Here is a 22,609-nt window from a genome sequence, read left to right on the forward strand (position 1 = left end):
CTTCCATTATATGGCGCACGTGCTAAATATACTATACCGGAACACTTCCCTTTTGTCAACCACTTTGTCAACACGTCCAAAATGTCCCGAAGTCCCCGGCTCCCCCGGAGGGGCTGTTCCTTATGGACGGCATCGAGGGCCTGCGCTCCCTGCCCCAACACTCGGTTGATATGCTCTTGACCGATCCGCCCTATGGCACGACCCGCAACTTTTGGGATGTGCCCCTGCCGCTCCCGGAGCTTTGGGAGGCGGTGCGCTGGGCGGTCAAGCCGGAGGGTGCGGTGCTGTTCTTTGCTCAATGCCCCTATGATAAGGTGTTGGGGGCCTCCAACCTCCCTATGCTCCGCTATGAGTGGGTATGGTACAAGAGCCGGTGTACTGGCTTTCTCAACGCAAGGCGGGCCCCCTTGAAACGGACGGAGAACATTCTGGTATTCTATCAAAAGCTCCCCTATTACGATCCGCAGTTCGAGCAGGGCAAGCCCTATAAGAAAACCGCTGACCGGGGCGGCAACAGCCCCAACTATGGAAAATTTGTCCGTTCCGGCGGCGGCTCCGAGGACGGCCTGCGCTTTCCCGGAAACCTGCTGACATTCCCATCGGTACAGCGCACCGTCCACCCCACGCAAAAGCCCGTGGAGCTGTGCGAGTATTTCATCAAGACCTACACCCGCCCCGGCGAGGTGGTGGCGGACATCTGCGCGGGCTCCGGCACAACTGCCGTGGCCGCCGTCAACACGGGCCGCCGCTTTATCTGCTTTGAAACCGCCCCGGCCTTTTACGCCCCGGCCACGGAGCGCATCCGGCTGGCGCAGGCGGCTGCGGAGGCCGGGGAGAAAGGAGTCTGACTATCGGAAACTATTCTATCATCTACGCCGATCCGCCCTGGCGGTATTCTGCAAAGAACGTACAGGGGGCGGCGGAAAATCACTACCCCACAATGGGGATCGAGGAGCTATGTGCGCTCCCGGTGGCTGATCTGGCGGCCCCGGACAGCGCACTTTTTTTGTGGGCCACGTTCCCGCAGTTGCCGGAGGCCCTGCGGCTCATTAAGGCGTGGGGCTTCACTTATAAAACCGTGGCTTTTGTCTGGCTGAAGAAAAACAAAAAGGCGGACAGTTGGTTTTACGGCCTGGGCTTCTGGACGCGGGGCAACGCGGAAATCTGCCTGCTGGCGACCAGGGGCCATCCCAAACGGCAGGCCACGAATATCCATCAGTTTATCATTTCCCCCGTTGAAGCCCACAGCAAAAAGCCGGACGAGGCCCGCGACAAGATTGTTTCCCTCCTGGGCGACCTGCCCCGCGTGGAGCTCTTTGCGAGACAGACCCCGCCCGGCTGGGACGTGTGGGGAAACGAGGTGGAGAGCACCGTCCCGGACTTCGGGACACTTTGTCCCAAGGTGGGCGGCCCGAAAGGAGGTCTTTCATGCCCTATGTAAATGTACCCAACGACTTATCCAAAATCAAAACGAAAATGGCCTTTAACCTAACCAAACGCCAGCTTGTCTGCTTTGGCGGCGCGGCGGCGGTGGGTATCCCCTCCTATCTGCTGGCCCGCAGCTCTATCGGCAACACCGGGGCCATGTTCCTTATGCTGGCCGTTATGCTCCCGGCGTTTTTGCTGGCGATGTATGAGCGTGACGGGCTCCCCTTTGAAAAGGTGATTAGAAATATCATCCGGGCCCGTTTCCTGCGGCCCGGCGCGAGGCTCTATCAGACGCAGAATTTATACGCCCCGTTTACCCTGCGGGGCTCCGTGGGAAAGGAGGATGCGATTGCAACAAGCAAAAAAGCAAACACCCAGGCGCGGCCCCGCCGCAAAGGGTAAAAAACGGGCGGCCCTGTCCGCCCAGCAGACAATCCCCTATGTGCGGATGCTCCCGGACGGCGTGTGCCAGCTCCCCGGCGGGCTCTATACAAAAACCGTGGAATATGAGGACATCAATTATTCTGTGGCAAGCACCGAGGATCAGACGGCTATCTTTAGCGGCTGGAGCTCATTCCTCAATTACTTTGACAGCTCTCTGCCGTTCCAGCTTTCTTTCATTAACCGCCGTTCCCACTCCCGGAGCCGCTACAAGGTGAACATTCCCCAGGCCGAGGATGACTTTAACAGCGTCCGGGCCGAGTTTACCGGGATGCTGAAAAATCAGATTGCCCGGTCAAACAATGGGATTGAACGCTCAAAATATATTACCTTTGGCATCCCGGCGGAAAGTCTGGACGAGGCGCGGCCCCGGCTGGAGCGCGTGGAGGCGGACGTTATGAGCAACTTTAAGCGGCTGGGCGTGCCCTCCGAGCCTATGGACGGGCGGGCGCGTCTGGCCCTGCTTCACGGCCAGATGCATCCTGGGAGCCGGGAGCCGTTCCGCTTCTCCTGGGGGGATATTGCAAAGACGGGGCTCGGCACAAAGGACTTTATTGCCCCCGACAGCTTTGACTTCCGCCAGCCCCGGCTGTTCCGCATGGGCCAGTATTGGGGCGCGGCCTCCTACTTGCAGATTTTGGCGTCGGAGCTCTCTGACAAGCTCCTGGCGGAAATTTTGGAGCTTGACGCGGAAATGACCGTGACCCTCCATATCCAGACCGTGGATCAGCTAAAGGCGATTAAAACCATCAAGGGGAAAATTTCTGACATTGGAAAAATGAAAGTGGAGGAACAGCGCAAAGCTGTCCGGGCCGGATATGACCCCGACATTCTGCCGCCCGACCTTATCACATTTTCCAAGGACGCGGCGGAGCTTCTGGCCGACCTCCAGTCCCGCAACGAGCGGATGTTCCTCTTGACCTTTACCGTGGTAAATCTGGCCCCCACCCGCCAGCGGCTGGAAAATGATATTTTCACGGTGGGCGGTATCGCGCAGAAATACAACTGCACATTGAAGCGGCTGGACTGGCAACAGGAGCAGGGCTTTGTTTCCTCCCTGGCCCTGGGCGGGAATGAGGTGGAAATCCAGCGGGGCATGACTACCAGCTCCACGGCGATCTTCATTCCCTTTATGACCAGGGAGCTCCGCATGGCCGGGCCGTCCCTCTATTACGGCATGAACGCACTTTCCCACAACGTCATTATGGCGGACAGGAAAAAGCTGAAATCCGCGAATGGGCTCTACCTGGGCTCTACTGGCTCCGGCAAGAGCTTCGCGGCAAAGCGGGAGCTGCTCAACGTCTTTCTTACCATTCCCCAGGATCGGATTATCATTGTAGACCCGATGGGCGAATATGCCCCGCTGGTGCGGCGGCTGGGCGGCCAGGTGATTGAGATTGCCCCGGACAGCCCTAATCACATTAACCCTATGGACATCCAGATGGGCGGCAACGACGAGGACAGCCCCCTTTCCATGAAAGCTGATTTTCTGCTGTCCCTGTGCGAGCTGGTGGTGGGCGGCAAGGAGGGCTTACAACCGATTGAGAAAACCGTCATAGACCGCTGTGTGCGGTTGGTCTACCGGGATCTGGCCCTGGGCGTGGGGGACGGCAGGATGCCCTTGCTCCAGGACTTGTACGAGGAACTTTTGAAACAGCCGGAGCCGGAGGCCCGGCGCGTGGCGACGGCCCTGGAGCTCTACTGTACAGGCTCCCTTAACCTGTTCAACCATCCCACGAATGTCAAAACCGACTGCCGTGTGGTGTGCATCGTGCTCAAGGGCATGGGAGACAATCTCCGAAAAATTGCGATGCACGTCACAAATGAGTTTGTCAATTCCTCGGTCAATACCAACTATCAGAGCGGCATCTCGACTTGGTGCTACTTTGACGAGTTCCATGTTCTGCTCCGGGATCAGCTCACCGCCAGCTATTTTGTTTCCATCTGGCAGATGCTCCGCAAACGGGGCTGTGTGCCCAGCGCGTTGACGCAGAACGTCAAGCACCTGCTGGCCAGCCCGGAAATCCAGAATATTCTGGACAACACGGATTTTATGATCCTGCTGTCCCAGGCGCAGAGTGACCGGGCAATTCTGGCAAAACAGCTCGGCATTTCCGAGCATCAGCTTTCCTATATCACACACAGCAATTCCGGCGAGGGCCTGCTGTTCTATGGGAATGTGACCATCCCCTTTATGGATCGTTTCCCCCGTGGGGAGATTTACGATCTTCTGACCACCCGCCCGGAGGATTTGAAAGATGGCGCGGCGGGATAAGGCTGGCCCTGGGCCCCGTGTGCGCCCGGAGCAGGCCGCGCCCCAGGGGGCTCCGGGCCCGGAGGCCGGGGCTGGCACGAAAGAACAGGCCGGGGGCACTTCGGGACAAAGTGTCCCAAAGTCCAAATTCCGGCAAAAGAGCAGGCAGGAACAGGCCGCCGCGTCCAAGCTCCGTATGGAAAAGCGCGGGGAGAAGCTGGAGGCGGCAAAGGGCAAGCTGGCAAAGCAGAAACCCCAAAAGAAACCCGGCCCCGTCAAACGGGCGGGCGGGGCCCTGGGGGGCTCCGCCCACGGCTTTGTGCATGGGAAGATTTACGAGGTAGAGCAGGAAAATGTAGGCACCGAGGGGGCCCATCACTCCGAGCTTTTGGGCGAGTCCGCGTTCCGCCAGGGCTCCCGCTTCGTGGGGCGGCGCATACGGGAGCACCCGGCGCGGGCCGTCCGGAGGGCCGAGGCCCGGTATGGCAAGGCTGCGGCGGACTATCAATTTTACACCGCCGCCCAGGAACACCCGGAGCTCTCGAAAAATGCCCTGTCCCGCTACTGGCAGAAACGGCGGCTCCGCAAGCAGTACCAAAAGCGGGCAAAGGAGGCCGCCCGCCAGGGGGCCGTGGCCGCTGAAAAGACCGCCGCCGCCACCGAAAAGCTGTCGGCCCAGGCGGTGGGCTTTGTGAAGCGGCATCCCCTGGGCGTGCTCCTGGCCCTGGCCTGTGTCCTGCTCATTCTGTCTATGCAGTCCTGTTCGTCCGCATTGGTTTTGCTCGGCAACGCCGGGGCCGGGGCTGTTGGGGCTACCACCTACCCATCCCCGGACGGGGAAATCCTGGCGGCGGAGGCGGCCTACCTCAATCTGGAGGCGGAGCTCCAAAACTATCTTGATACCTACACCAGCACCCACAACTATGACGAGTACCATTTTGATCTGGATGAAATCGAACACGATCCCTATGTGCTGATCTCCATTCTCTGTGTGCTCCACGAGGGGGAATGGACGGCGGCCCAGGTGCAGGGTACGCTGGGGATGCTCTTTGACCGCCAGTATATTCTCACAGAGCGCGTGGTGGTGGAGACACGGTATGACAGCGACGACGAGCCCTATTCCTGGTATATCTGTTATGTAACGCTGGAGAATTTTGACCTGTCCCATCTGCCTGTGTATTTCATGGGCGAGGAGCAGTTGGCCCGGTACTCCCTCTATATGTCTACCCTGGGAAACCGCCCCGACCTGTTCCCCGGCTCCGCCTATGTGGATCGCTATGTGACAAACCTGCCCGCCGGATATGAGGTGCCGGGGGAATATCTGGACGATGAAACATTCGCCGCTATGCTCTCCGAGGCGGAAAAATACCTGGGCTATCCCTATGTATGGGGCGGGAGCTCCCCGGCCACGTCCTTTGACTGCTCCGGCTTTGTGTCCTGGGTAATCAATCACTCCGGCTGGAATGTGGGCCGCCTGGGGGCCCAGGGGCTCTATAACATCTGTACCCGCACCAGCTCCCCGCGTCCCGGTGATCTGGTCTTTTTCAAGGGCACCTATGACACGCCGGGCGTTTCCCATGTGGGCATCTACGTTGGGGACGGAATGATGATCCATTGTGGCGATCCCATCAGCTATGCAAACTTAAATACCAGCTACTGGCAGTCTCATTTCTACGCCTACGGGCGTTTGCCTTGAATGGAGGTTTTGAATGGCAACAGCAAAAAGTATGAAAATCCAGGCCGAGATTGATAAGGTCAAGGCCAAAATCAGCGAACAGCAGGCCCGGCTGAAAGAATTGGAGCAGAAGAAACTGGAGGCCGAAAACAGCGAGATCGTGGACATCGTGCGGGGCATGAGCATCCCCCTTGCGGAGCTCCCCCTGGTGCTCCAGAAGCTCCGGGACGATGGCACTTTGGGACAAAGTGTCCCGAAGTCCGAGCCCGCGCCTGTTACCGAGGGAAAGGAGGACAACTGAATATGAAACGCTTTCGAGTCTTGACGGCGGCGCTTTGCGCCGCTGTTCTTTTATGCGGCTTTACCCCCGCAACGGCCTACGCCGGGGGCGGCGAGGACTGGGAGGGGCTTGACCCCGTGGAGCCCGCTGTCACGGAGGAGCCGGTGATTGAGCCCGGCGAGGGCTTTTCTGAGGACGGCAATCTTGTGACCCGTGATCTGCTCTATGACAAGCATACCAACAAGCAGTTTATTACCGTCCAGACCAGCGGCGGGGCCACCTTTTACATTGTCATTGACTACGACAAGCCCGTGGACGAGGACGGCGAACAGTACCAGACCTATTTTCTGAATACGGTGGACGAGGCCGACCTGCTGGCCGCTGCCGAGGCCGCTGGCGTAGAGCTGGCCTCCTGCTCCTGCTCGGACAAATGCGCGGCGGGGGCCGTCAATACCGACTGCGCGGTGTGCGCCGTCAACATGACCGAGTGCGCAGGTGTGGAGCAAAAGCCGGAACCAGAACCGGAGCCTGTGGCCGAGCCCGACGCCGAGCCGGAAACAGAAAAAGGCAACGCCGGGATGCTCCTGCTGGTGCTGGCCGTGGCGGTGCTGGGCGGCGGGGCCGCGTTCTATTTCAAGGTGTACCGCCCCAAACAGCAGGCGGCAACAGAGCCGGAGGAGGACTACGGCGAGGAACTGGAGGACTATGACGGCGAGGAGGACGGCCCGCCCTGGGATGAGGACGAGGACGAAAACGAGGATACGGAGGACGGGGAATGAATTTCACAGCAAGCTCTTTTGAACGGATGATGAAACAAAAGCCCCGGCCCCAGGCTCCCGGCCCGGCCAAACCGCCCAGAGGCTCCGCCTGCTCCGGCTGTCCCTACTGGCGGGGCCTGCGCTGTGTCTGCTGTTATCAGAAACTTTCTCCCAGGCCGGGCGGCGGGAGGTGACGCTTTGGCCCGCGAACTGACACGGGAGGAAAAGGCGGCCATCCGCTCCCTGGTGGTGAAATGGTGCGCCAACTATGACCGGGCCTGTGGATGCCTGCCCCTGGACTGTGAGTGCTATATGCTGGGAAAGTGCTGGACAGGTGCCTATTGCCGCTACTTCCGGGAGGCCGTCCTGCCCCTTGATCCAGCTCTGGAGGCCGCCCTTACTACTGTGGGCCCCAGGCCGGATTTCAAGCCCTGCCCCATCTGCGGCGGGGCCGTGGCCCCGGACAGGCGGCAGGCATATTGTTCAGAGGCTTGCGCCTTAAAAGCCCACCGCCGCCAACAGCGGGAATATATGCGCCGGAAACGGGGGTGATCTGTTGACAATTAGCCCCCGGAAAACCCGCTGATTTCAAGGCTTTTTGGGGCCGCTTTTGGGGCGGGCCGTAGTTTTATATGCCCGGCCCTGGAATGGCCGAAATGTTGTCAACATGGAAAAACGGGACTTTGGGACAAAGTGTCCCGAAGTCCCAGGCTGTTATGCTTGAGGAGGTGTCTATGGAAAAACAGAAAGACCAGGAATTTGCACATCTGGAGGTCAAACGTCTTTGCGGCGTGTTCGGCGCGCCCCTGCCCCCTGTGGAGGAAAAGCCCGTGGATAAGGTCAAGGAGCCGCCCCGCCCCTATCGGAGTCGGGAACGGGAGGAGCGGTGACAAAGAAACGCCGCCGCCCTGTCCATCTTCATGTCATGGTGTCTGAGGAGGAGCAGGCGCTGATCCGGGAGCGCATGGCCGAGGCTGGCATCCGCAACATGGGGGCCTATATGCGGAAAATGGCCCTTAACGGCTATGTGCTCCACGTTGACCTCTCGCCCGTCCGGGAGCTGGTGTCGCTCCAGCGGCGGTGCTCAAACAATCTAAACCAGGTGGCGATCCAGGCCAACACCTACGGCGGCATCTACCCGGAGGAGATCGCCGCTCTGCAAAGGGACTATGCGGCCTTATGGGGGCCGCTGTCTGATTTACTGGAAAAGGCTCTCCGCCGTGGTGGAGCTTTGACCCTCCGGGGAGCGGTGTTTTACCGCTCCCCGGTTTTCACGACTTTGGGACACTTTGGACCTGTTGACAAACGCCTATTTTGAAAAAAGGCTTTGATTTTCCTGCCCGGTCTTTGCCAATTTTATGGCAGAAACGGCTTTTTCCTGAACTTTTTTCAAGACGGTTTTTTTAGAAAACCACTTTGTCAACAGCCCCACTTTGTCCCAAGGTGGCGAAAGCCGCATACAGAGAGGAGGGGTATTCACGGCCACAACCTACATCCGGCCTTACAAGGTAGCGGCTGGAAAAAGCGCAATCCAGACGATGGAGGAGCGGTTTGATTATGGGCTCAATCCCAAAAAGCTGGGGGCCGTGTCCGCTTATCTCTGCGACCCGTCCACAGCTCCCGCCGAGTTCCTGCTGGTAAAAAGCCAGTACCAGGCGGAAACGGCCCGGCCCGTGGAGCGCGGGGCCCTGTTCTTCCAGATCCGGCAGGCGTTCCCGCCCGGCGAGGTGACGGCGGAGGAGGCAAATAAAATCGGCTATGAAACGGCGATGCGCTGGACGAAAGGCAAATACCAGTTTTTTGTCTGCACACATACCGACAAGGGCCACATTCACAATCACATTTATTACAACTCCACGGCCTTTGACCGCTCCCGGAAATTCCATAATTTCATCGGCTCGTCCTTTGCCCTGCGGCGGCTGTCTGACCGGGTGTGCATTGAGCACGAGTTGTCCTATATCCAAAATCCCAAACTGCACAGCAAGGGCCGTTTTCTCCATTACGGTCAATGGATCGGGGAAAAGCCGCCCTCTGCCCAGCAGAGGGTGCGGCTGGCTGTCATCGCGGCCCTGGAGAAAAAGCCCGCCGACTTTGCGGCGTTCCTGCGGCTCATGGAGGAGTCCGGCTTTGCCGTCAAGCATGGGCGGGGCGGCGTGATCTCGTTCCTGGCTCCCGGCCAGGATAAACCGACCCGGCTCCGGGCTTCTACCCTGGGCGCGGGCTTTGACCCGGAGGACATCCGGGCGGTGATTGCCGGGGAGCGGCCCATCCCGGAACTCCCCCAGGACGCTCCGGCCCCGCCCCGGCGCGTTGATCTTGTGATTGACATTCAACAGCGCATGGCCCAGGGCAAGGGCCCGGCCTATGCGCGGTGGGCCAAGGTCTACAATCTAAAGCAGATGGCCGCCGCGCTCCAGTATCTGCGGGAGCAAGAACTGGCCGACTATGCCGCGCTGGAGGCCAGCACCGAGACGGCGGTGGATCGCTTTCACAAGTTGGCCGGGGAGCTGCGGGACACGGAGGCCGCCCTCTCCAAAACGGCCCGGCTTATGGAGGCCACGGTGGACTATGCCAAGACCCGGCCTGTGTTCGATGGTTACAAGGCGGCCCGGTACAGTAAAAAATACCTGGCCCAGCATGAGGCGGAGCTGGCCGCTTATCGGGCGGCAAAGGCGGCCATGAATGAAATCCTGGACGGGGCAAAGCTCCCCAAAATAGACACGCTGAAAAAATCCCGCCGGGAGCTGGCGGAAAAGAAAAAGGCCCTCTATGCCGAGTACCGCCAGGCCCAGGCGGATATGCGGGAGGCCGTGGCGGTCAAGGCGAATATTGACCACCTGCTCGGCGTGACGGACGGGCGGGAAAATAAGGCCCAGGAGCGGTAGCGACAGGCCGCAGACAACAGGCGCATAGCGCCGGGACTTTGGGACACTTTGGACCTGTTGACAAACGCCTATTTTGAAAAAAGGCTTTGATTTTCCTGCCCGGTCTTTGCCAATTTTATGGCAGAAACGGCTTTTTCCTGAACTTTTTTCAAGACGGTTTTTTTAGAAAACCACTTTGTCAACAGCCCCACTTTGTCCCGAAGTCCTGCGGGTTTGGGGAGCTCCCCAACAAGCATTTTTGCGGGCCTGCGGCCCGGCAAAAATTTCGGAGTGTGGACACACTCGAATTGCTTGCCAAAACGTGCGGGCCTCGGAAGTACCCGCGTTAAAACATCGGACTTATGTCATTTCACTCTTGTATTGTTCTATTGGATGTGCTAAAATAAAGTTGATTTTTAGAATTTGTTTTTATTTTGCAGGGAAGAGGTGACGGGATGCCAAAGGTAGCTTATTCTGAGGAGGATAGAGAGCGCATCAGAACGGAACTCGTTGCAGTTGGTCTTGAACTGATGGCAAAACAGGGCATACAGCATACTACTGTGGAGCAAATATATAAAAAGGTTGGTATTTCACGAACTTTCTTTTACTCTTTCTTTGCAACGAAAGAAGATTTGATCGTTGAAACGCTGTACTTGCAACAGCCTAAAATTATTGAGCAAGTGCAAAGACTGATGGCCGATCCTGCTTTAAGCTGGCGTGATGCCGTGAAACAATTTCTCTATGCCTGTTGTTACGGAGAGAAAAATGGCATCGCTGTTTTAACGATTGAAGAACAGCAACTCATTTTCAAACGTTTGTCAAAGGAAAGCTATCAAATATTCCGTCAAAAGCAGCTCCGTCTTTTTGGAGAAATTTTAGAAAACTTTGGTATAAAGGCGGACGCGGCAAGGATCAATTTATTTACGAATTTGAGTCTGACAGCGATGGTTGTACGCAAGGCAATTCCTGATACGTTACCTCTGTTTGTTCCCGAAGTTGCCGATGAAACAGTTGACTTTCAAATAAACGCTATTGTGGATGCCCTGGAGAAATTAAAAGCAACACCTACCGCTTGAGTGATTGAAATGAGATAATCCGTCCGAATATCATGTTTCGGCCATATATTCAGACGGATTTCTTTTTAGCCAGGATAAAAACAAATTTGGTTTTTTGCTCTTATTTTTGAGAGATAAAACCTAAAATAAAACACAAAGGAGAACACGCGATGAAAGTATTTGATCTGTTCGTAAGCAAATATCCACCGGGTAATGATTTGAGAAAACCTACTGCGGAAACGCTGGAGCAATTTCAAGAGAAAGTGCCAGCGGAGCTTCTGAACTTTTGGCAGGAATATGGTTTCGGAAATTATGGCGGAGGTTTGCTAAAAATTATTGATCCAACCGATTATATTGATACGCTCACTCTTTGGCTGGGCGAACAGGAGGGGTGCCTTCCCATTCTAATGACTGGATTTGGAACGCTTTTTATTTACCGCAAGCTGTCTGATACAGCCGATGATATGTGCCTGCTTGATATTCACAACCGCAGATCGGGCAGTTTCTCTACCAGCTTTTCCGATTTTTTTGAGCGTATTATTCCTGCCGAAAATTTTGCGGCGCAGTTTCTGAGAGTGGGTCTATTTCAAGAAGCATTTGCTAAACATGGCGGCCTTTCAGAAAACGAGATTTTCTTCTTTGCTCCGGCTTTGGCTTTTGGGGGAACTGAGTCCATTCAATATGTCGAAAAGGGAAATGCCGTTGTTCATCAGCACTTGTTGTTTGAAATGGGGGCGGATCATTCCGATGATACAGAACCGGATGATATGTGGTCGCAAGCCTATGAAGCAAATCCCCATGTGTTTGAATTGGATAATGGCGGGCTTATGGTTAGCTTCACCTTTTCGGAAACTGTGGATACCATCCTGCCAGTAGCACCAGAAACGCTATATGAGATTGAGGGAGAGACTATTTCTCTATGGGCGCTGACTTTCGTTAGTCTAACAAAAGAGGAAAACCTTGGCTTTTCGGAGTACCACAAGGCTTTGAAACAATTACAACCCTACATTGTGGAAACGAGAGGAGATCACATATTAGTTCGCGGCCTGAGTTTGGCAGAGATGGAGCATATTCTGGCAAAGCAATAAATTTGCTTTACCGCTACTTTGGGACAAAGTGTCCCGAAGTGATATAGCTACTATCAAAATTATTTCATTTATGATGCTGTGGGTATTGCCCCATCCAGTTTCATATAAACACATTCAAACATTTAGGAGGAAAAGTCATGGGATTTTTTAGCAAGTTATTTAAGGGCCCTGAAATTGACATGGAAAAGAGCAACGCAAATGCAAAGAAAATGCGTGCTCTATTTAATCAGGTTGTAGAGAACGGGGACAATTACAGACTGATTTTCGGATATACCGAGGATGTGAGCCGGTTTAACTATGGCTTTGTTCATGGGAGCAAAACAAAGATCGGAAATTTAATTGTCGGCTGGAACGAAGCCAGCCAGACGATTGTGGTTGTTCCCACAGTACCCGATCTTTCCGGCTGTGGCGATCCGACCTACTATCGCCGTTCTGAAATTTTGAAAGCCTATCGGAACAAATACCCTACCGATGCTTTTATCATTTATCCAGACAAAAAAGGATACATTGGCATCAATGCCTATGACTGGCTGGAAGATGAAAAGCTGTATGTTTATGTATCACAGGATGATGAATTGGCCGCTTTTACCGACTTCTTTATGAATCGCTTTGCAACAAAGTGAGGTAAAAGATGCCTATTGGAGAAATCGGAGCGTTCCTGCTGTTTCTTGTGATCGTGTTTATAGTTGGAAATCTATGGTTTCATTTCGTAGAAGCAATTCTGCGGCAGATTAAAAAGCTATTTACACGTCACAAAAAACCTCCGGCATGGCATCCGCTCCCCCCGGACAAGGAGGATTGAAAATGTTCGATATAGACGAGATTAGGAAACAGGCACTCGCTTCTATGAGAGAAACCATGGAAAAGAACGAGGAACGAATTAGCAAAATTGAGGTTCCCAGCTCTGAAAAAGGCGCATCTGTGTCTGCCGCCGAAGTGGAAGAACAGATTGCCGCTAATACTCAACGTCAAGTAGAAATTCTTGGACAGATGTTTGGGCCAGATAGTATGGCTCAAATGGCTGTTAATGAGGAATTGCTGCAAAAGATGGTAAATGATAAAGTTGCTGAGGCAACTTCAGCTACTGCTGGGGACTTGATGGGACAGCTTTTCGGAGAAGATATGGGCATACTTGCGGCTGCTCTGGAAACGCTGGAAATGGAAGATGCGGACGATGAGGAAGAACTCTCATTCGATCTGGAACTGGAAGAAAAGCTCTATACTACCTTGGAAGAAACAATGGCCCGGCTTGAGGCCATGCCTGAGCCAGAAGCGATCCCATATCAAAAAGACGATGTAAAATGGGAACGCTTTGGCATCCTGCTGTCCGGTATTTTATCGACCCTTAACAGTCACGATCTGGATAGTATGGATGTGGAGGAACATATTCCTGTTATGGAGCAGAAAATCGTGTCCCTTGTGCGCCGCTCCTGGGGGATAGATGGCCGGAGTGATCTGCTGGACATGATCCGTTATCTGGCGCAGGAGGGTTATATCCTGCGGTATCAGCTTTATAGTGAGGCATCTTCGCCGGAGGAACTCATGGACGAAACTATGGACGAGGATGACCGTGAGTCTACCTGCCGGGCATGGAGGTTTGCACAACGGTATAAAGGTCAATATGCTCCCGGTTTTATGGCTGGATGGGATATTGGCCGGGCGGCGATGCTGACACGCTGGGGATGCTATTTAGGCTGGCTCACAGAAAGCGAGGCTGTTGGTATTCTGTGGGATCTCTCCCAAAAGGTTGTTGAGGAACTGCATAGCTGGCGCGAATTTGCGCAATCTTATCTTTTTGGCGGTCTGATGTGGAAATTGCTATGCGGTGACAGCTCCGCAGGAAGTTACCTGGGTTATCTTGCAGACGCCGCCACAGACCTATTGACTGGAAAAGCAGAGCAGGATAACGGACAATGGCGTGATTGCCCTTGGCCTGCACAGAGAAAAATTGGTTTCACATTATAAATCTTTTTGAAAATTTGTTGCTATTCATCAGCCGCCAACGGAAACGGCATATAAAAAAACCGTTGGCTTGGCGGCTGTGTTGATGCACGCCTAAACTAAAGTTAAGCGGCGGTTTTGAAATTAACCATTTCAAGGCCGCCGCCTTTTTATATCACACGGCGGTAACAAAGGAGGTACGTCGTGTCCCGCACAATCCTTACCCGCCCCTCTAACTTATCAAAAAAAGCCAGGGCCCCGGACAAGGATATTTTAACCGTAGTTGCGAAAATTGTTATAATGTAGGTGAATATCTCAATTTATGCGCTTGCGCGGCTTTATGTCGTGCAGGCGCATTTTGTTATCCGTACTTTGAGACAAAGTGTCCCAAGGTGCGGGACGGCCCTCCCAGGTGCCGCTCCCCGCCGGCCCTCCATTTCGTTTCCCCTCAACCCGAACAAAACGAAATGGAGGACAAGCTATGACAACCATCAATCTGAAAGATTTTTATTATTGGTACATACAGGATCAATTTATCGAGGTTGCTGACGAGGTGGCCGAGGCTCTCACCGCCAGCAGACGCCAGGAGGCCGCCTATGTGGAGCGGGCCCGGTACAACAAGGCATATTATTCCCTGGACTGTGATGACGGGATCGAATATTCCGCCTGCCAGCATGAGCCCAGCCCCCAGGAGCTCCTGGATCGCAAGGAAATGTTTTTCCGGCTCTGGAACGCGCTCAACTCCCTGCCGGAGCTCCAGGGCCGCCGGGTGGATGCCCACCTCATTCTCGGTAAAAGCTATCGGGAGATCGCCCGCGAGGAGGGCGTGGATAAAAGCGCCGTTAGGTGCTCCGTCCTCTGCGGGATCAAACGCATGAAAAAATATTTGCGGGAAAATTTCTAAAAAGCATCTCCATTACCCCCTGTTTTTCTGGTGGTATATGAGAGGTAGGTTGCCTACCTCTCCACAGCAGGACGGCGGCGGCTCCGAGCATAGCGCGGGGAGCCAGGCGGCGGGTGCGCGGTGACTTCTCCACAAGAGAACGAGCGACCAACACCTGCGCCGCAGGTGGGCCGGGCCATCCCACGGCCACGATCCGCCACAGGACAGGCTGGCCGCCTGTCCCTCCGGGCCGCTGTCTCCTGCTGTGTGGGAGTGCTGCGCCGAGTATGGTTGTCTTTGGACAGGTCAAGGAAACGGGCGCGGCCTCCCTCTATCTTATGAAAGCGGGGCCTGCTTTATGAGCAGGGCTCCGGCTGGCTTCGAGACATTTTGTCCCGAAGTCCCGGTCAAAACAAGGGCCAGCACTTTCGCGGTGCTGGCCTTTGTCATTTCTGAAATAGGAGGTATTCTATGCACGCACAGACCAAATACAAAAGCGAAATGAAAACGGCTGTACTTGGTGATCGGACAATTACTATTAAAAATCTTACTCCCATTCTGCCCCCGCAGGAACGGGAAAAGCGCAGGCGCGAGGTGGAACAACAGCTTTTTGACGTGTTCCGCAAATATGCCGGACAGCGGGGGTAGTCAAAGGCATCCTTGTTGAATGGGGGCGGCAGAGGTATAATATAATTGTAGGTTGGCTCCCGTATAAACGGAAGGGAGCTAATTATGGATAATAGAATAGATGCAATTTACGGGCGGCAGTCGATTGACAAAAAGGATAGTATCAGCATTGAAAGTCAATTTGAATTTTGCCGGTATGAACTAAAAGGCGGTGAAGCGAAAGAATACAAAGACAAGGGATATTCCGGGAAGAACATAGAACGCCCCGACTTCCAGCGGCTTCTGAAAGACATCCGGGCCGGACTGATCCGGCGGGTGATTGTTTACAAACTGGATCGGATTAGCCGCTCCATTGTGGACTTCGCAAAGCTCATGGAACTGTTCAAGCAGTACAACGTGGAATTTGTCTCCTGCACCGAAAAATTTGATACGTCAACCCCGATGGGCCGGGCGATGCTCAATATCTGCATCGTGTTCGCCCAACTGGAACGGGAAAGCATCCAGATGCGTGTGCAGGACGCTTTTTATTCCCGGTGTGCCAAGGGCTACTATATGAGGGGCCGGGCTCCATACGGTTTTGATACGGAGCCCATCGTCATGGACGGTATCAAAACAAAGCGGCTGGTTGAAAACGCTGAGATGGACTACGCCGAGCTTATGTATGAAATGTATGCCGAGCCGGAGAACTCCTACGGCGACATTACCCGGTATTTTACCGAGAATGAAATCATGGTGTATGGAAAGACATTGAAGCGCGGCTTTGTGGGCCAGCTTTTGAGAAATCCGGTTTACGTCCAGGCCGATATGGATATTTACGAATATTTCAAGGCCCAGGGCGCGAAAATCGAAAGCCCGCCGGAACTGTTCACAGGTGAATTTAGCTGTTACTTGTACCAGGGCCGCGAGGGGGAGGAAAACATTCTGGTGATTGCGCCCCACAAGGGCCGCATCCCCTCGTCCCTCTGGCTGGCCGTCCAGCACAAGCTGTCCCAAAATACCACGTTCCAGAATGGCCGCAAATGCCACAATACATGGCTGGCCGGGAAAATCAAGTGTGGATGCTGTGGGTATGCGCTGGCCAGTCTGAACGCTCCAAACGGTGTCACTTATATGCGGTGCAAGCAACGCATGGAAAACAAAAGCTGTCAAGGGCCCGGCACTCTCACAAAGCACGACTTGGAAAAATCGGTCTATGAGGAAATGGTTAAGAAGATGCGGGAATTTCAAACGCTGAAAGGTAGTAAGGCGGAGGGGTACAATCCCAAACTGACCGCCGCCCGCGCTAAACTTGCCAAAATCGAGGGCGAGATTGAAAAGCTCATTGACACGCTGACCGGGGCAAACCCGCTTTTGTTGCAATACGCAAACAGCCGGATTGAAGAACTGGACGCGGAACGGCAAAAGCAGTTAAAGCTGGTGGCCGACCTCACCGCTAACTCTGTTTCTTCCTCACAGGTCGATAGCATAACGGGATATTTAAGCCATTGGGAAGATGTGAGCTTCGATGACAGGCGGCGCGTTCTTGACACGCTGGTTTCAAAAGTTGAGGCCACTCGCACCGAACTTGCTATTGAATGGAAGATCTAAAACTTTTCACTTTGCATTGTACCCTTGTCAAGAACGCTTATCTATGAAAAAGAACGCATCTGCCCACATGCTATTCCGTTAGGGCTACGGATACAAGGAGACAGATATGAAAAAGAACGATCTCGAAAAAAACAGAAGGGCCATCCGCAACAGTACAGTCGATTTTCTTATATTTACTAAGGATGCTAGTGAAGACAGCATCGAAGTCCGAGTTCAGGATGGCGAGGTCTGGCTCACTCAGGATGGTATCGCGCAGCTTTTTGATGTAGACCGAAGCGTAGTGACCAAGCATCTCAAGAACATCTTTCAGGACGGGGAGTTGACGGAAGAAGCAACTCGTGCAAAATTTGCACAAGTTGCGGATAACGGAAAAACCTATCAATATAATTTCTACGCGCTCCCTGCGATCATTGCAGTTGGCTACCGCACCAATTCTTCAAGGGCGATGCAGTTCCGGCAGTGGGCAACAAAGGTTCTGGAAACCTTTACGAAACAGGGATATGTGTTGGACAAGGATCGTCTGACCAACGGTCAGATTTTTGACGAATCCTATTTCGATCACCTGATCTCTGAAATTCAGGAGATTCGCGCCAGCGAACGCCGCTTCTATCAGAAAATCACAGATATCTATGCAACCGCCGTGGATTACTCTCTGGACAGCAAAACAACTAAGGACTTCTTCGCCACCGTCCAGAACAAAATGCATTATGCGGTGCACGGCAGCACTGCGGCAGAAATTATCATGTCCAGAGCGGATCATACCAAAGAGCATATGGGGCTGACGTCATGGAAAAACGCTCCGAACGGCAAAATCGTGAAAGCAGATGTATCCGTCGCAAAGAACTATCTACTTCAGGATGAGATGCAAGAGCTTAACGAGATCGTTACCATGTATCTCGATTATGCGACCAGACAAGCCAGACGGCACATTCCCATGACGATGGAAGATTGGGCGTCTAAGCTGGACGCATTTCTGCAATTCAACGACGCTGAGATTTTTGCAGGATAAAGGAAAAGTCACAGCAGCCATAGCCAAGGCATTTGCAGAAAGCGAATTTGAAAAGTATCGCGTCATTCAGGATAAAAATTATCAGAGTGACTTCGACCGATTGATGGCCGAAACGGATGAAACAAAACATCCAAATTGAAGCTGCCCGCCACGTCGGAGCAAAGTTCGCTTTGCTCCGACGTTTTTTATCTCTGAAAAAGAACGATGTCGAAAAAAACAGAAGGGCCATCCTCAATAGTTAAAGTAGTATTTGCATAAAAAACACTATTTTGATATAATACTATCAAGAAATTGATAAGGAGGGCTTTCCATGAAAATCAGACCATCCTCTGCTCTGCGGAATGAGTACACGCAGATATCCGAGCTGGCAAAGGCATCCGGTGAACCGATCTTCATTACAAACAAGGGCGAAGATGATGGTGTTTTTATGAGCATGGCAGCATATGAGGATCGGGAAAAAATGTTCCGACACCGCGACAAAATTTATGCTGCGGAACTCAGCAGACTGAGTGGAGAGCCTGTCTGCACGCCGGAGGAGCTTGATGTGAGGATGGAGGAGCTGTTCCGTGCCTACGAAAAGTAAACTGGTCTATCTTCCTCCTGCTCAACATGACTTCGAGGAGATTGTGAAGTATCATATTACAGAGGCAGGAACTCCCTACGCACGAAAAATCTACAGCACGATGAAAACGACCATGAACCGTCTGCGGGATTTTCCATTGATGGGGCAAACCCACCCAGATCCGATCCTTGCAGCAAGCGGCTACCGTAAACTTGTGCTGACGAAGACTTATGTTGCCATCTATAAATTGATCGGTGACACCGTCTACATTTATGCGATCGTCAATGGCGTAACAGATTATCCGCGGCTTCTGAAGTAAGCGCTGCCATCAGACGTGACATAAAATGATCTGTGCAAGGGGCGCGTTGCAAAAAGTACGCTGAATAAAAAAGACGAGCAGGCTGCCCCGAAAGAGGTCGCCTGCTCATCTTATAGATATCGTTTTTTACAGGGAGTCGCACAGCATGGCTGCGCCCACCACTCCGGCGTCGTTGCCCAGGGAGGCGCGGACCAGGCGGGTGGGCATGGTCTTGTCGAAGGAACCCTGGCGGACAAGCTCCCGCACGGGGTCCAGCAGCAGGTCGTCATCGGCATTGCTCACGCCGCCGCCCATGCAGATGACCTCCGGCTGGAGGATGTTCACCAGGTTGATAAGGCCAATGGCCACGCCGGAGCGATAGGAGTACAGCACCCGGCGGGCGGCCTCGTCCCCCTGGCGGGCGGCCTGGAAGGGGGTGCGGCCCTGGACCTTGCTCTTGTCCCCCTCGCACAGCTGCCACAGCAGGCTGTCACGGCTGCGCTCCATCTCCCGCAGGGTCATCTGGACCAGGGCGGTGGCCGAGCCATACTGCTCCCAGCAGCCCCGGCTGCCGCAGCCGCACAGGTGGCCGTTGGGGTGGATGATCATGTGGCCCACCTCCATGCCGCTGCCGCCGATGCCGGTGAACAGCTTGCCGTCCACCACCATGCCAGCGCCGATGCCCGTGCCCAGGGTCACCGTCACTGCGGGACTGCATCCCTTGGCCGCTCCGCTGCGGTATTCCCCGATGGCAGCACAGTCGGCGTCGTTGCCCAAAAAGACGGGCATATCCCACTGCTGCTGGAACAGCTGCCGCACGGGTGTGTTCTGAAAGGGCATGTTGGGGGTGCGCACTACAACGCCCGTCTTGTTGTTCACCTGGCCGGGCAGGCCGATGCCCACCGCCTTGACCTCTTTTTTCGTCACGCCGCCGGACTGGCACACCTGCTTGGCCAGGCGGACGATCTCGCCGCACAGCTGCTCCGGCGTCTGGCTGTGGTCCACCAGGTGGCTGGCCTTGTCCAATATCTCGCAGTCCTCGTTCATCAGTCCGGCCACCAGGTTGGTCCCGCCTACGTCCACGCCAATGTAATACATGCTCAGTCCTCCTCGTCGGGTTCTTCGCTCATGCTGTTCTGCTCAAAGTGCCGGTCCATGCGCTGGGTCAGCTCTAACGCAGCGTTGTGGCCCATCTTCCGGTTGCGGTTGTTCATGGCGGCCACCTCCACGATGCTGGCCAGGTTCCGGCCGGGCTTCACCGGGATGGTGATGGAGGGCAGCTTCACCCCCAGCACCTCCGTCTGCATCTGGTCCAGGCCCAGACGGTCATACACGGTGTTGTCGTTCCAGGGCTCCAGATTGATGACCATGTCGATCTGCTGCTTCAGCTTGATGGCCCCCATGCCGAACAGGCGGCGCACGTCGATGACGCCGATGCCCCGCAGCTCCATATAGTGGCGGATCAGCTCGGGGGCGTTGGCCTCCAGAGTCCCGTGGTTGGTCTCCCGGATCTCCACCGCGTCGTCGGCGATAATCCGGTGGCCGCGCTTGATGAGCTCAATGGCCACCTCGCTCTTGCCCACGCCGGACTCCCCCTGGATGAGCACGCCCTCGCCGTAAATCTCCATCATCACGCCGGAGCGGGTGATGCGGGGGGCCAGATAGTTATAAAGGCTGCCGATGAGGGCGCTCATAAAGGCGGAGGTCTGGGCCTTGGTGCGCAGCACCGTCCGCCCGTGGGCCCGGGCGGCCTCCAGACACTCGGGGAAGGCCACCAGCCCCCGGGTGATGATCAGACCGGGGACGGGATACTCCAGCAGCCGCTCAAAGCTCTCCTTGCGCTGCTCCGGCGTCATCCCCGCCACAAAGGCGGTCTCCGTCAGGCCCATCAGCAGCAGGCGCTTGGTGTCAAAATGCTCGAAAAACCCGGACAGGGGCAGACCGGGGCGGTTCACGTCCACCGTGTGCAGGGGCACTTCCTCATAGTTGGGGGCGGCACACAGGACCTCCAGGTCAAACTCCTTGATGATCTGGCCCAGGGTCACGCTGTACTTGCTCTCGCTCACGCAAAACCCTTCCTTTCCTTCGCCGCACCTAGCCGGGAGCGGCGTTTTTTTCGTCTTTCAGTATAGACGAAATCCCCCCGCCCCGCAAGATGTCCTGCAAAAAAAGCAGGATTGTAAACACCCCCATCCCCGTAGTATAATAATATAATATAGAAAAGGTGTCCGCGCATGGCGGGCAGAACGCAAGGAGAGAGGAACTATGCACACCATCGACCCCCAGAGCTGGAAGCAGGACCTGCCCGCCTTCCGGGAGAAGACGGACGAATTTTATGCCGGGACCCTGGACAAGGGCGCCTATAAGGGCTTTTCCGGCCTTTACGGCAGCTATGCCCAAAAGGGCGGCAAGGCCAGTATGCTCCGCCTGCGCATGACCGCCGGGCGGGTCACCCGGGAGAAGCTGGCCTTTGTGGCCCAGGCCATCCGCACCTATGCCGTTTCCCGGGCCCACTTTACCACCTGCCAGTCTATTCAGCTCCACGACCTGCTGCCCCAGGCCCTGTACCCCATCATGGAGCAGGCCCTGGACCACGGCATCGTCACCATGGGCGGCGGCGGCGACTTCCCCCGGAACACCATGTGCTCCCCCCTGTCCGGCGTGGAAGTTGGCGAGTATTTCGACGTGATGCCCTATGCCGAGGCGGCGGGCAATTATGCCATGAACTTTATCAAGGCGGAGAAGATGCCCCGCAAGCTGAAGATCTGCTTCTCCAACTCCCCGGCCAACCTGCCCCACGCCACCTATCGGGACCTGGGCTTTGCCGCCCGGCCTGACGGGAAGTTCGACGTATACTCCGCCGGCGGCCTGGGCAACAACCCCAAGTTCGGCGTGAAGGTGGCCGAGGGGGTCGCGCCCGACAAGATCCTCTACTACGTCCAGGCCATGTGGCAGACCTTCCGGGCCCACGGCAACTATGAAAACCGGGGCAAGGCCCGCACCCGCTATATGCAGGACGTCTGCGGCGGGCCGGAGGGCTACGCCCGGGCCTATCAGGAGCAGCTGGACGCGGTGTTCGCCTCTGGGGTGGACCTGGACCTGCACCTGACCCCTGCCCCTGTCACCAAGCAGGGGGACGGCGTGGCGGTGGCCGGGCCCCGGGTCATTCCGCAGAAGCAGCCCGGCCTGTATGCCGTGGCCTGGCACCCCATCGGCGGCCAGCCCGACCTGAACACCCTGTGCGCCCTCAGCGACGCCCTGGCGGACATGGACGGAACTGAAATGCGCCTGGCCCCCGACGAGACGGCCTATATCATCAACCTCACCGGCGCCGAAGCTGAGAAAATTCTGGCTCTCACCGGCGACGGAGCACAGACCCTGTTCGAGACCTCGGTGAGCTGCATCGGCGGCGCCACCTGCCAGGTGGGCATGTGGGACTCCCAGGCCCTGCTCCATGCCTGCGTGGACGCGGTGCGCAAGGCCGATATCCCCGACGGTGCCCTGCCCCAAGTCCACATCTCCGGCTGCCCCTCCTCCTGCGGCACCCACCAGACGGGGGTGCTGGGCTTCCGGGGAGCCTCCCGCTTAGTGGACGGCAAGCCCCAGGCCGGTTTCCTCCTCTTCGTGGGCGGCAACGCCCATCAGGGTCAGGAGACCATGGGCCGGGAAGTGGGCGTGCTGCTGGAAAAAGACGTGCCCGCCTATCTCGTAGACCTGGGCCGCACCGTGGCCGCCGCCGGACAGGATTTCAACGCCTGGTTCCAGGCAAACCCTAACGGGCCGGATGCGATTGCGGAGAAATATCTGTAATTTTTAAGCCTTCCCCTGGGGGAAGGCTAACTCCTAACTCCTCACTACA

At 55.5% G+C, this 22,609-nt stretch carries 22 protein-coding genes and 2 pseudogenes; 22 read left to right on the forward strand and 2 right to left on the reverse strand.

From position 1 onward, the window contains the following. The first annotated feature begins 122 nt into the window (after positions 1–122). From ACSAMP_RS14760 to ACSAMP_RS14860, 21 genes and pseudogenes are all read left to right on the forward strand, one after another. The gene (locus ACSAMP_RS14760) at positions 123–848 is read left to right on the forward strand and encodes a DNA-methyltransferase (RefSeq protein WP_457800966.1); all 726 of its coding nucleotides are present in this window, start codon (positions 123–125) and stop codon (positions 846–848) included. Next, positions 845–1,441, forward strand: coding sequence for an MT-A70 family methyltransferase (locus tag ACSAMP_RS14765; protein ID WP_117570333.1), 597 nt, complete (start codon positions 845–847; stop codon positions 1,439–1,441). Before ACSAMP_RS14760 ends, ACSAMP_RS14765 begins: the two co-directional genes overlap by 4 nt. Beyond that, positions 1,429–1,830, forward strand: a complete 402-nt coding sequence (locus ACSAMP_RS14770) for a PrgI family protein (protein WP_117536716.1) — start codon at positions 1,429–1,431, stop codon at positions 1,828–1,830. The genes ACSAMP_RS14765 and ACSAMP_RS14770 overlap by 13 nt, the downstream gene beginning before the upstream one ends. After that, positions 1,772–4,144 carry a VirB4-like conjugal transfer ATPase, CD1110 family gene (locus tag ACSAMP_RS14775; RefSeq protein WP_199484335.1) on the forward strand — a complete coding sequence of 791 codons (2,373 nt, stop codon included), beginning with the start codon at positions 1,772–1,774 and terminating at the stop codon, positions 4,142–4,144. The genes ACSAMP_RS14770 and ACSAMP_RS14775 overlap by 59 nt, the downstream gene beginning before the upstream one ends. Further along, on the forward strand, positions 4,128–5,819 hold the full coding sequence (locus ACSAMP_RS14780; protein WP_457800967.1) for a C40 family peptidase: 1,692 nt from the start codon (positions 4,128–4,130) through the stop codon (positions 5,817–5,819). Before ACSAMP_RS14775 ends, ACSAMP_RS14780 begins: the two co-directional genes overlap by 17 nt. A gap of 13 nt (positions 5,820–5,832) precedes the next feature. Then, complete coding sequence (locus ACSAMP_RS14785) at positions 5,833–6,099, forward strand: DUF4315 family protein (protein ID WP_117536714.1); 267 nt, start codon at positions 5,833–5,835, stop codon at positions 6,097–6,099. Positions 6,100–6,101: 2 nt separating this feature from the next. Then, entirely contained in the window at positions 6,102–6,857 is a 756-nt protein-coding gene (locus ACSAMP_RS14790) for a DUF4366 domain-containing protein (RefSeq protein ID WP_117570332.1), read from the forward strand. Positions 6,858–7,034: 177 nt separating this feature from the next. Next, the gene (locus tag ACSAMP_RS14795) at positions 7,035–7,388 is read left to right on the forward strand and encodes a cysteine-rich VLP domain-containing protein (protein ID WP_117570331.1); all 354 of its coding nucleotides are present in this window, start codon (positions 7,035–7,037) and stop codon (positions 7,386–7,388) included. Between the two features lie 182 nt (positions 7,389–7,570). Next, entirely contained in the window at positions 7,571–7,726 is a 156-nt protein-coding gene (locus ACSAMP_RS14800; RefSeq protein ID WP_022180498.1) for a hypothetical protein, read from the forward strand. Continuing rightward, positions 7,723–8,071, forward strand: a pseudogene (locus tag ACSAMP_RS14805) (plasmid mobilization protein). The gene ACSAMP_RS14800 and the pseudogene ACSAMP_RS14805 overlap by 4 nt, the downstream one beginning before the upstream one ends. 303 nt (positions 8,072–8,374) lie before the next feature. After that, positions 8,375–9,721, forward strand: a complete 1,347-nt coding sequence (locus ACSAMP_RS14810) for a relaxase/mobilization nuclease domain-containing protein (protein WP_117579872.1) — start codon at positions 8,375–8,377, stop codon at positions 9,719–9,721. Positions 9,722–10,155: 434 nt separating this feature from the next. Then, the gene (locus tag ACSAMP_RS14815) at positions 10,156–10,776 is read left to right on the forward strand and encodes a TetR/AcrR family transcriptional regulator (protein ID WP_118478835.1); all 621 of its coding nucleotides are present in this window, start codon (positions 10,156–10,158) and stop codon (positions 10,774–10,776) included. A 149-nt stretch (positions 10,777–10,925) separates the two neighbouring features. After that, positions 10,926–11,843, forward strand: coding sequence for a DUF4299 family protein (locus tag ACSAMP_RS14820; RefSeq protein ID WP_457800968.1), 918 nt, complete (start codon positions 10,926–10,928; stop codon positions 11,841–11,843). A 137-nt stretch (positions 11,844–11,980) separates the two neighbouring features. Beyond that, on the forward strand, positions 11,981–12,466 hold the full coding sequence (locus ACSAMP_RS14825; RefSeq protein ID WP_117536690.1) for a hypothetical protein: 486 nt from the start codon (positions 11,981–11,983) through the stop codon (positions 12,464–12,466). A 181-nt stretch (positions 12,467–12,647) separates the two neighbouring features. Next, entirely contained in the window at positions 12,648–13,808 is a 1,161-nt protein-coding gene (locus tag ACSAMP_RS14830; protein ID WP_457800969.1) for a DUF1266 domain-containing protein, read from the forward strand. A gap of 457 nt (positions 13,809–14,265) precedes the next feature. Beyond that, positions 14,266–14,688: a sigma factor-like helix-turn-helix DNA-binding protein gene (locus tag ACSAMP_RS14835; protein ID WP_117536688.1), complete on the forward strand. Its 423-nt coding sequence runs from the start codon at positions 14,266–14,268 to the stop codon at positions 14,686–14,688. Positions 14,689–15,138: 450 nt separating this feature from the next. Then, on the forward strand, positions 15,139–15,315 hold the full coding sequence (locus ACSAMP_RS14840) for a hypothetical protein (protein WP_022180503.1): 177 nt from the start codon (positions 15,139–15,141) through the stop codon (positions 15,313–15,315). Positions 15,316–15,399: 84 nt separating this feature from the next. Further along, entirely contained in the window at positions 15,400–16,881 is a 1,482-nt protein-coding gene (locus ACSAMP_RS14845; RefSeq protein WP_117536610.1) for a recombinase family protein, read from the forward strand. Between the two features lie 106 nt (positions 16,882–16,987). Continuing rightward, positions 16,988–18,029: pseudogene (locus ACSAMP_RS14850) on the forward strand (virulence RhuM family protein). Between the two features lie 171 nt (positions 18,030–18,200). Then, on the forward strand, positions 18,201–18,473 hold the full coding sequence (locus tag ACSAMP_RS14855; RefSeq protein WP_441795282.1) for a type II toxin-antitoxin system Phd/YefM family antitoxin: 273 nt from the start codon (positions 18,201–18,203) through the stop codon (positions 18,471–18,473). Next, entirely contained in the window at positions 18,457–18,771 is a 315-nt protein-coding gene (locus ACSAMP_RS14860; RefSeq protein WP_441795281.1) for a type II toxin-antitoxin system RelE/ParE family toxin, read from the forward strand. Before ACSAMP_RS14855 ends, ACSAMP_RS14860 begins: the two co-directional genes overlap by 17 nt. Positions 18,772–18,897: 126 nt before the next feature. Here ACSAMP_RS14860 and ACSAMP_RS14865 read toward each other — a convergent pair whose 3' ends face one another. Together ACSAMP_RS14865 and hprK are read right to left on the reverse strand one after the other, a co-directional pair. Next, positions 18,898–19,848 carry an ROK family protein gene (locus ACSAMP_RS14865; protein WP_441795280.1) on the reverse strand — a complete coding sequence of 317 codons (951 nt, stop codon included), beginning with the start codon at positions 19,846–19,848 and terminating at the stop codon, positions 18,898–18,900. A gap of 2 nt (positions 19,849–19,850) precedes the next feature. Next, positions 19,851–20,816 (reverse strand): HPr(Ser) kinase/phosphatase, encoded by a 966-nt coding sequence (gene hprK / locus ACSAMP_RS14870; protein WP_441795279.1) that lies wholly within the window; start codon positions 20,814–20,816, stop codon positions 19,851–19,853. A 199-nt stretch (positions 20,817–21,015) separates the two neighbouring features. On the opposite strand from hprK, the gene ACSAMP_RS14875 reads away from it, so the two are divergent. Further along, positions 21,016–22,560 carry a nitrite/sulfite reductase gene (locus ACSAMP_RS14875; protein ID WP_457800970.1) on the forward strand — a complete coding sequence of 515 codons (1,545 nt, stop codon included), beginning with the start codon at positions 21,016–21,018 and terminating at the stop codon, positions 22,558–22,560. The last annotated feature ends 49 nt before the right edge of the window (positions 22,561–22,609 follow it).

This window comes from Flintibacter sp. SJQ-8 (assembly GCF_054108085.1).

Coding starts and splice junctions, on each gene's coding strand:
- ACSAMP_RS14760 (WP_457800966.1), top strand. CDS start 123: ATGGACGGCATCGAGGGCCTGCGCTCCCTGCCCCAACACTCGGTTGAT.
- ACSAMP_RS14770 (WP_117536716.1), top strand. CDS start 1,429: ATGCCCTATGTAAATGTACCCAACGACTTATCCAAAATCAAAACGAAA.
- ACSAMP_RS14775 (WP_199484335.1), top strand. CDS start 1,772: ATGCGATTGCAACAAGCAAAAAAGCAAACACCCAGGCGCGGCCCCGCC.
- ACSAMP_RS14780 (WP_457800967.1), top strand. CDS start 4,128: ATGGCGCGGCGGGATAAGGCTGGCCCTGGGCCCCGTGTGCGCCCGGAG.
- ACSAMP_RS14785 (WP_117536714.1), top strand. CDS start 5,833: ATGGCAACAGCAAAAAGTATGAAAATCCAGGCCGAGATTGATAAGGTC.
- ACSAMP_RS14790 (WP_117570332.1), top strand. CDS start 6,102: ATGAAACGCTTTCGAGTCTTGACGGCGGCGCTTTGCGCCGCTGTTCTT.
- ACSAMP_RS14800 (WP_022180498.1), top strand. CDS start 7,571: ATGGAAAAACAGAAAGACCAGGAATTTGCACATCTGGAGGTCAAACGT.
- ACSAMP_RS14810 (WP_117579872.1), top strand. CDS start 8,375: ATGGAGGAGCGGTTTGATTATGGGCTCAATCCCAAAAAGCTGGGGGCC.
- ACSAMP_RS14815 (WP_118478835.1), top strand. CDS start 10,156: ATGCCAAAGGTAGCTTATTCTGAGGAGGATAGAGAGCGCATCAGAACG.
- ACSAMP_RS14820 (WP_457800968.1), top strand. CDS start 10,926: ATGAAAGTATTTGATCTGTTCGTAAGCAAATATCCACCGGGTAATGAT.
- ACSAMP_RS14825 (WP_117536690.1), top strand. CDS start 11,981: ATGGGATTTTTTAGCAAGTTATTTAAGGGCCCTGAAATTGACATGGAA.
- ACSAMP_RS14830 (WP_457800969.1), top strand. CDS start 12,648: ATGTTCGATATAGACGAGATTAGGAAACAGGCACTCGCTTCTATGAGA.
- ACSAMP_RS14835 (WP_117536688.1), top strand. CDS start 14,266: ATGACAACCATCAATCTGAAAGATTTTTATTATTGGTACATACAGGAT.
- ACSAMP_RS14840 (WP_022180503.1), top strand. CDS start 15,139: ATGCACGCACAGACCAAATACAAAAGCGAAATGAAAACGGCTGTACTT.
- ACSAMP_RS14845 (WP_117536610.1), top strand. CDS start 15,400: ATGGATAATAGAATAGATGCAATTTACGGGCGGCAGTCGATTGACAAA.
- ACSAMP_RS14855 (WP_441795282.1), top strand. CDS start 18,201: ATGAAAATCAGACCATCCTCTGCTCTGCGGAATGAGTACACGCAGATA.
- ACSAMP_RS14865 (WP_441795280.1), bottom strand. CDS start 19,848: ATGTATTACATTGGCGTGGACGTAGGCGGGACCAACCTGGTGGCCGGA.
- ACSAMP_RS14875 (WP_457800970.1), top strand. CDS start 21,016: ATGCACACCATCGACCCCCAGAGCTGGAAGCAGGACCTGCCCGCCTTC.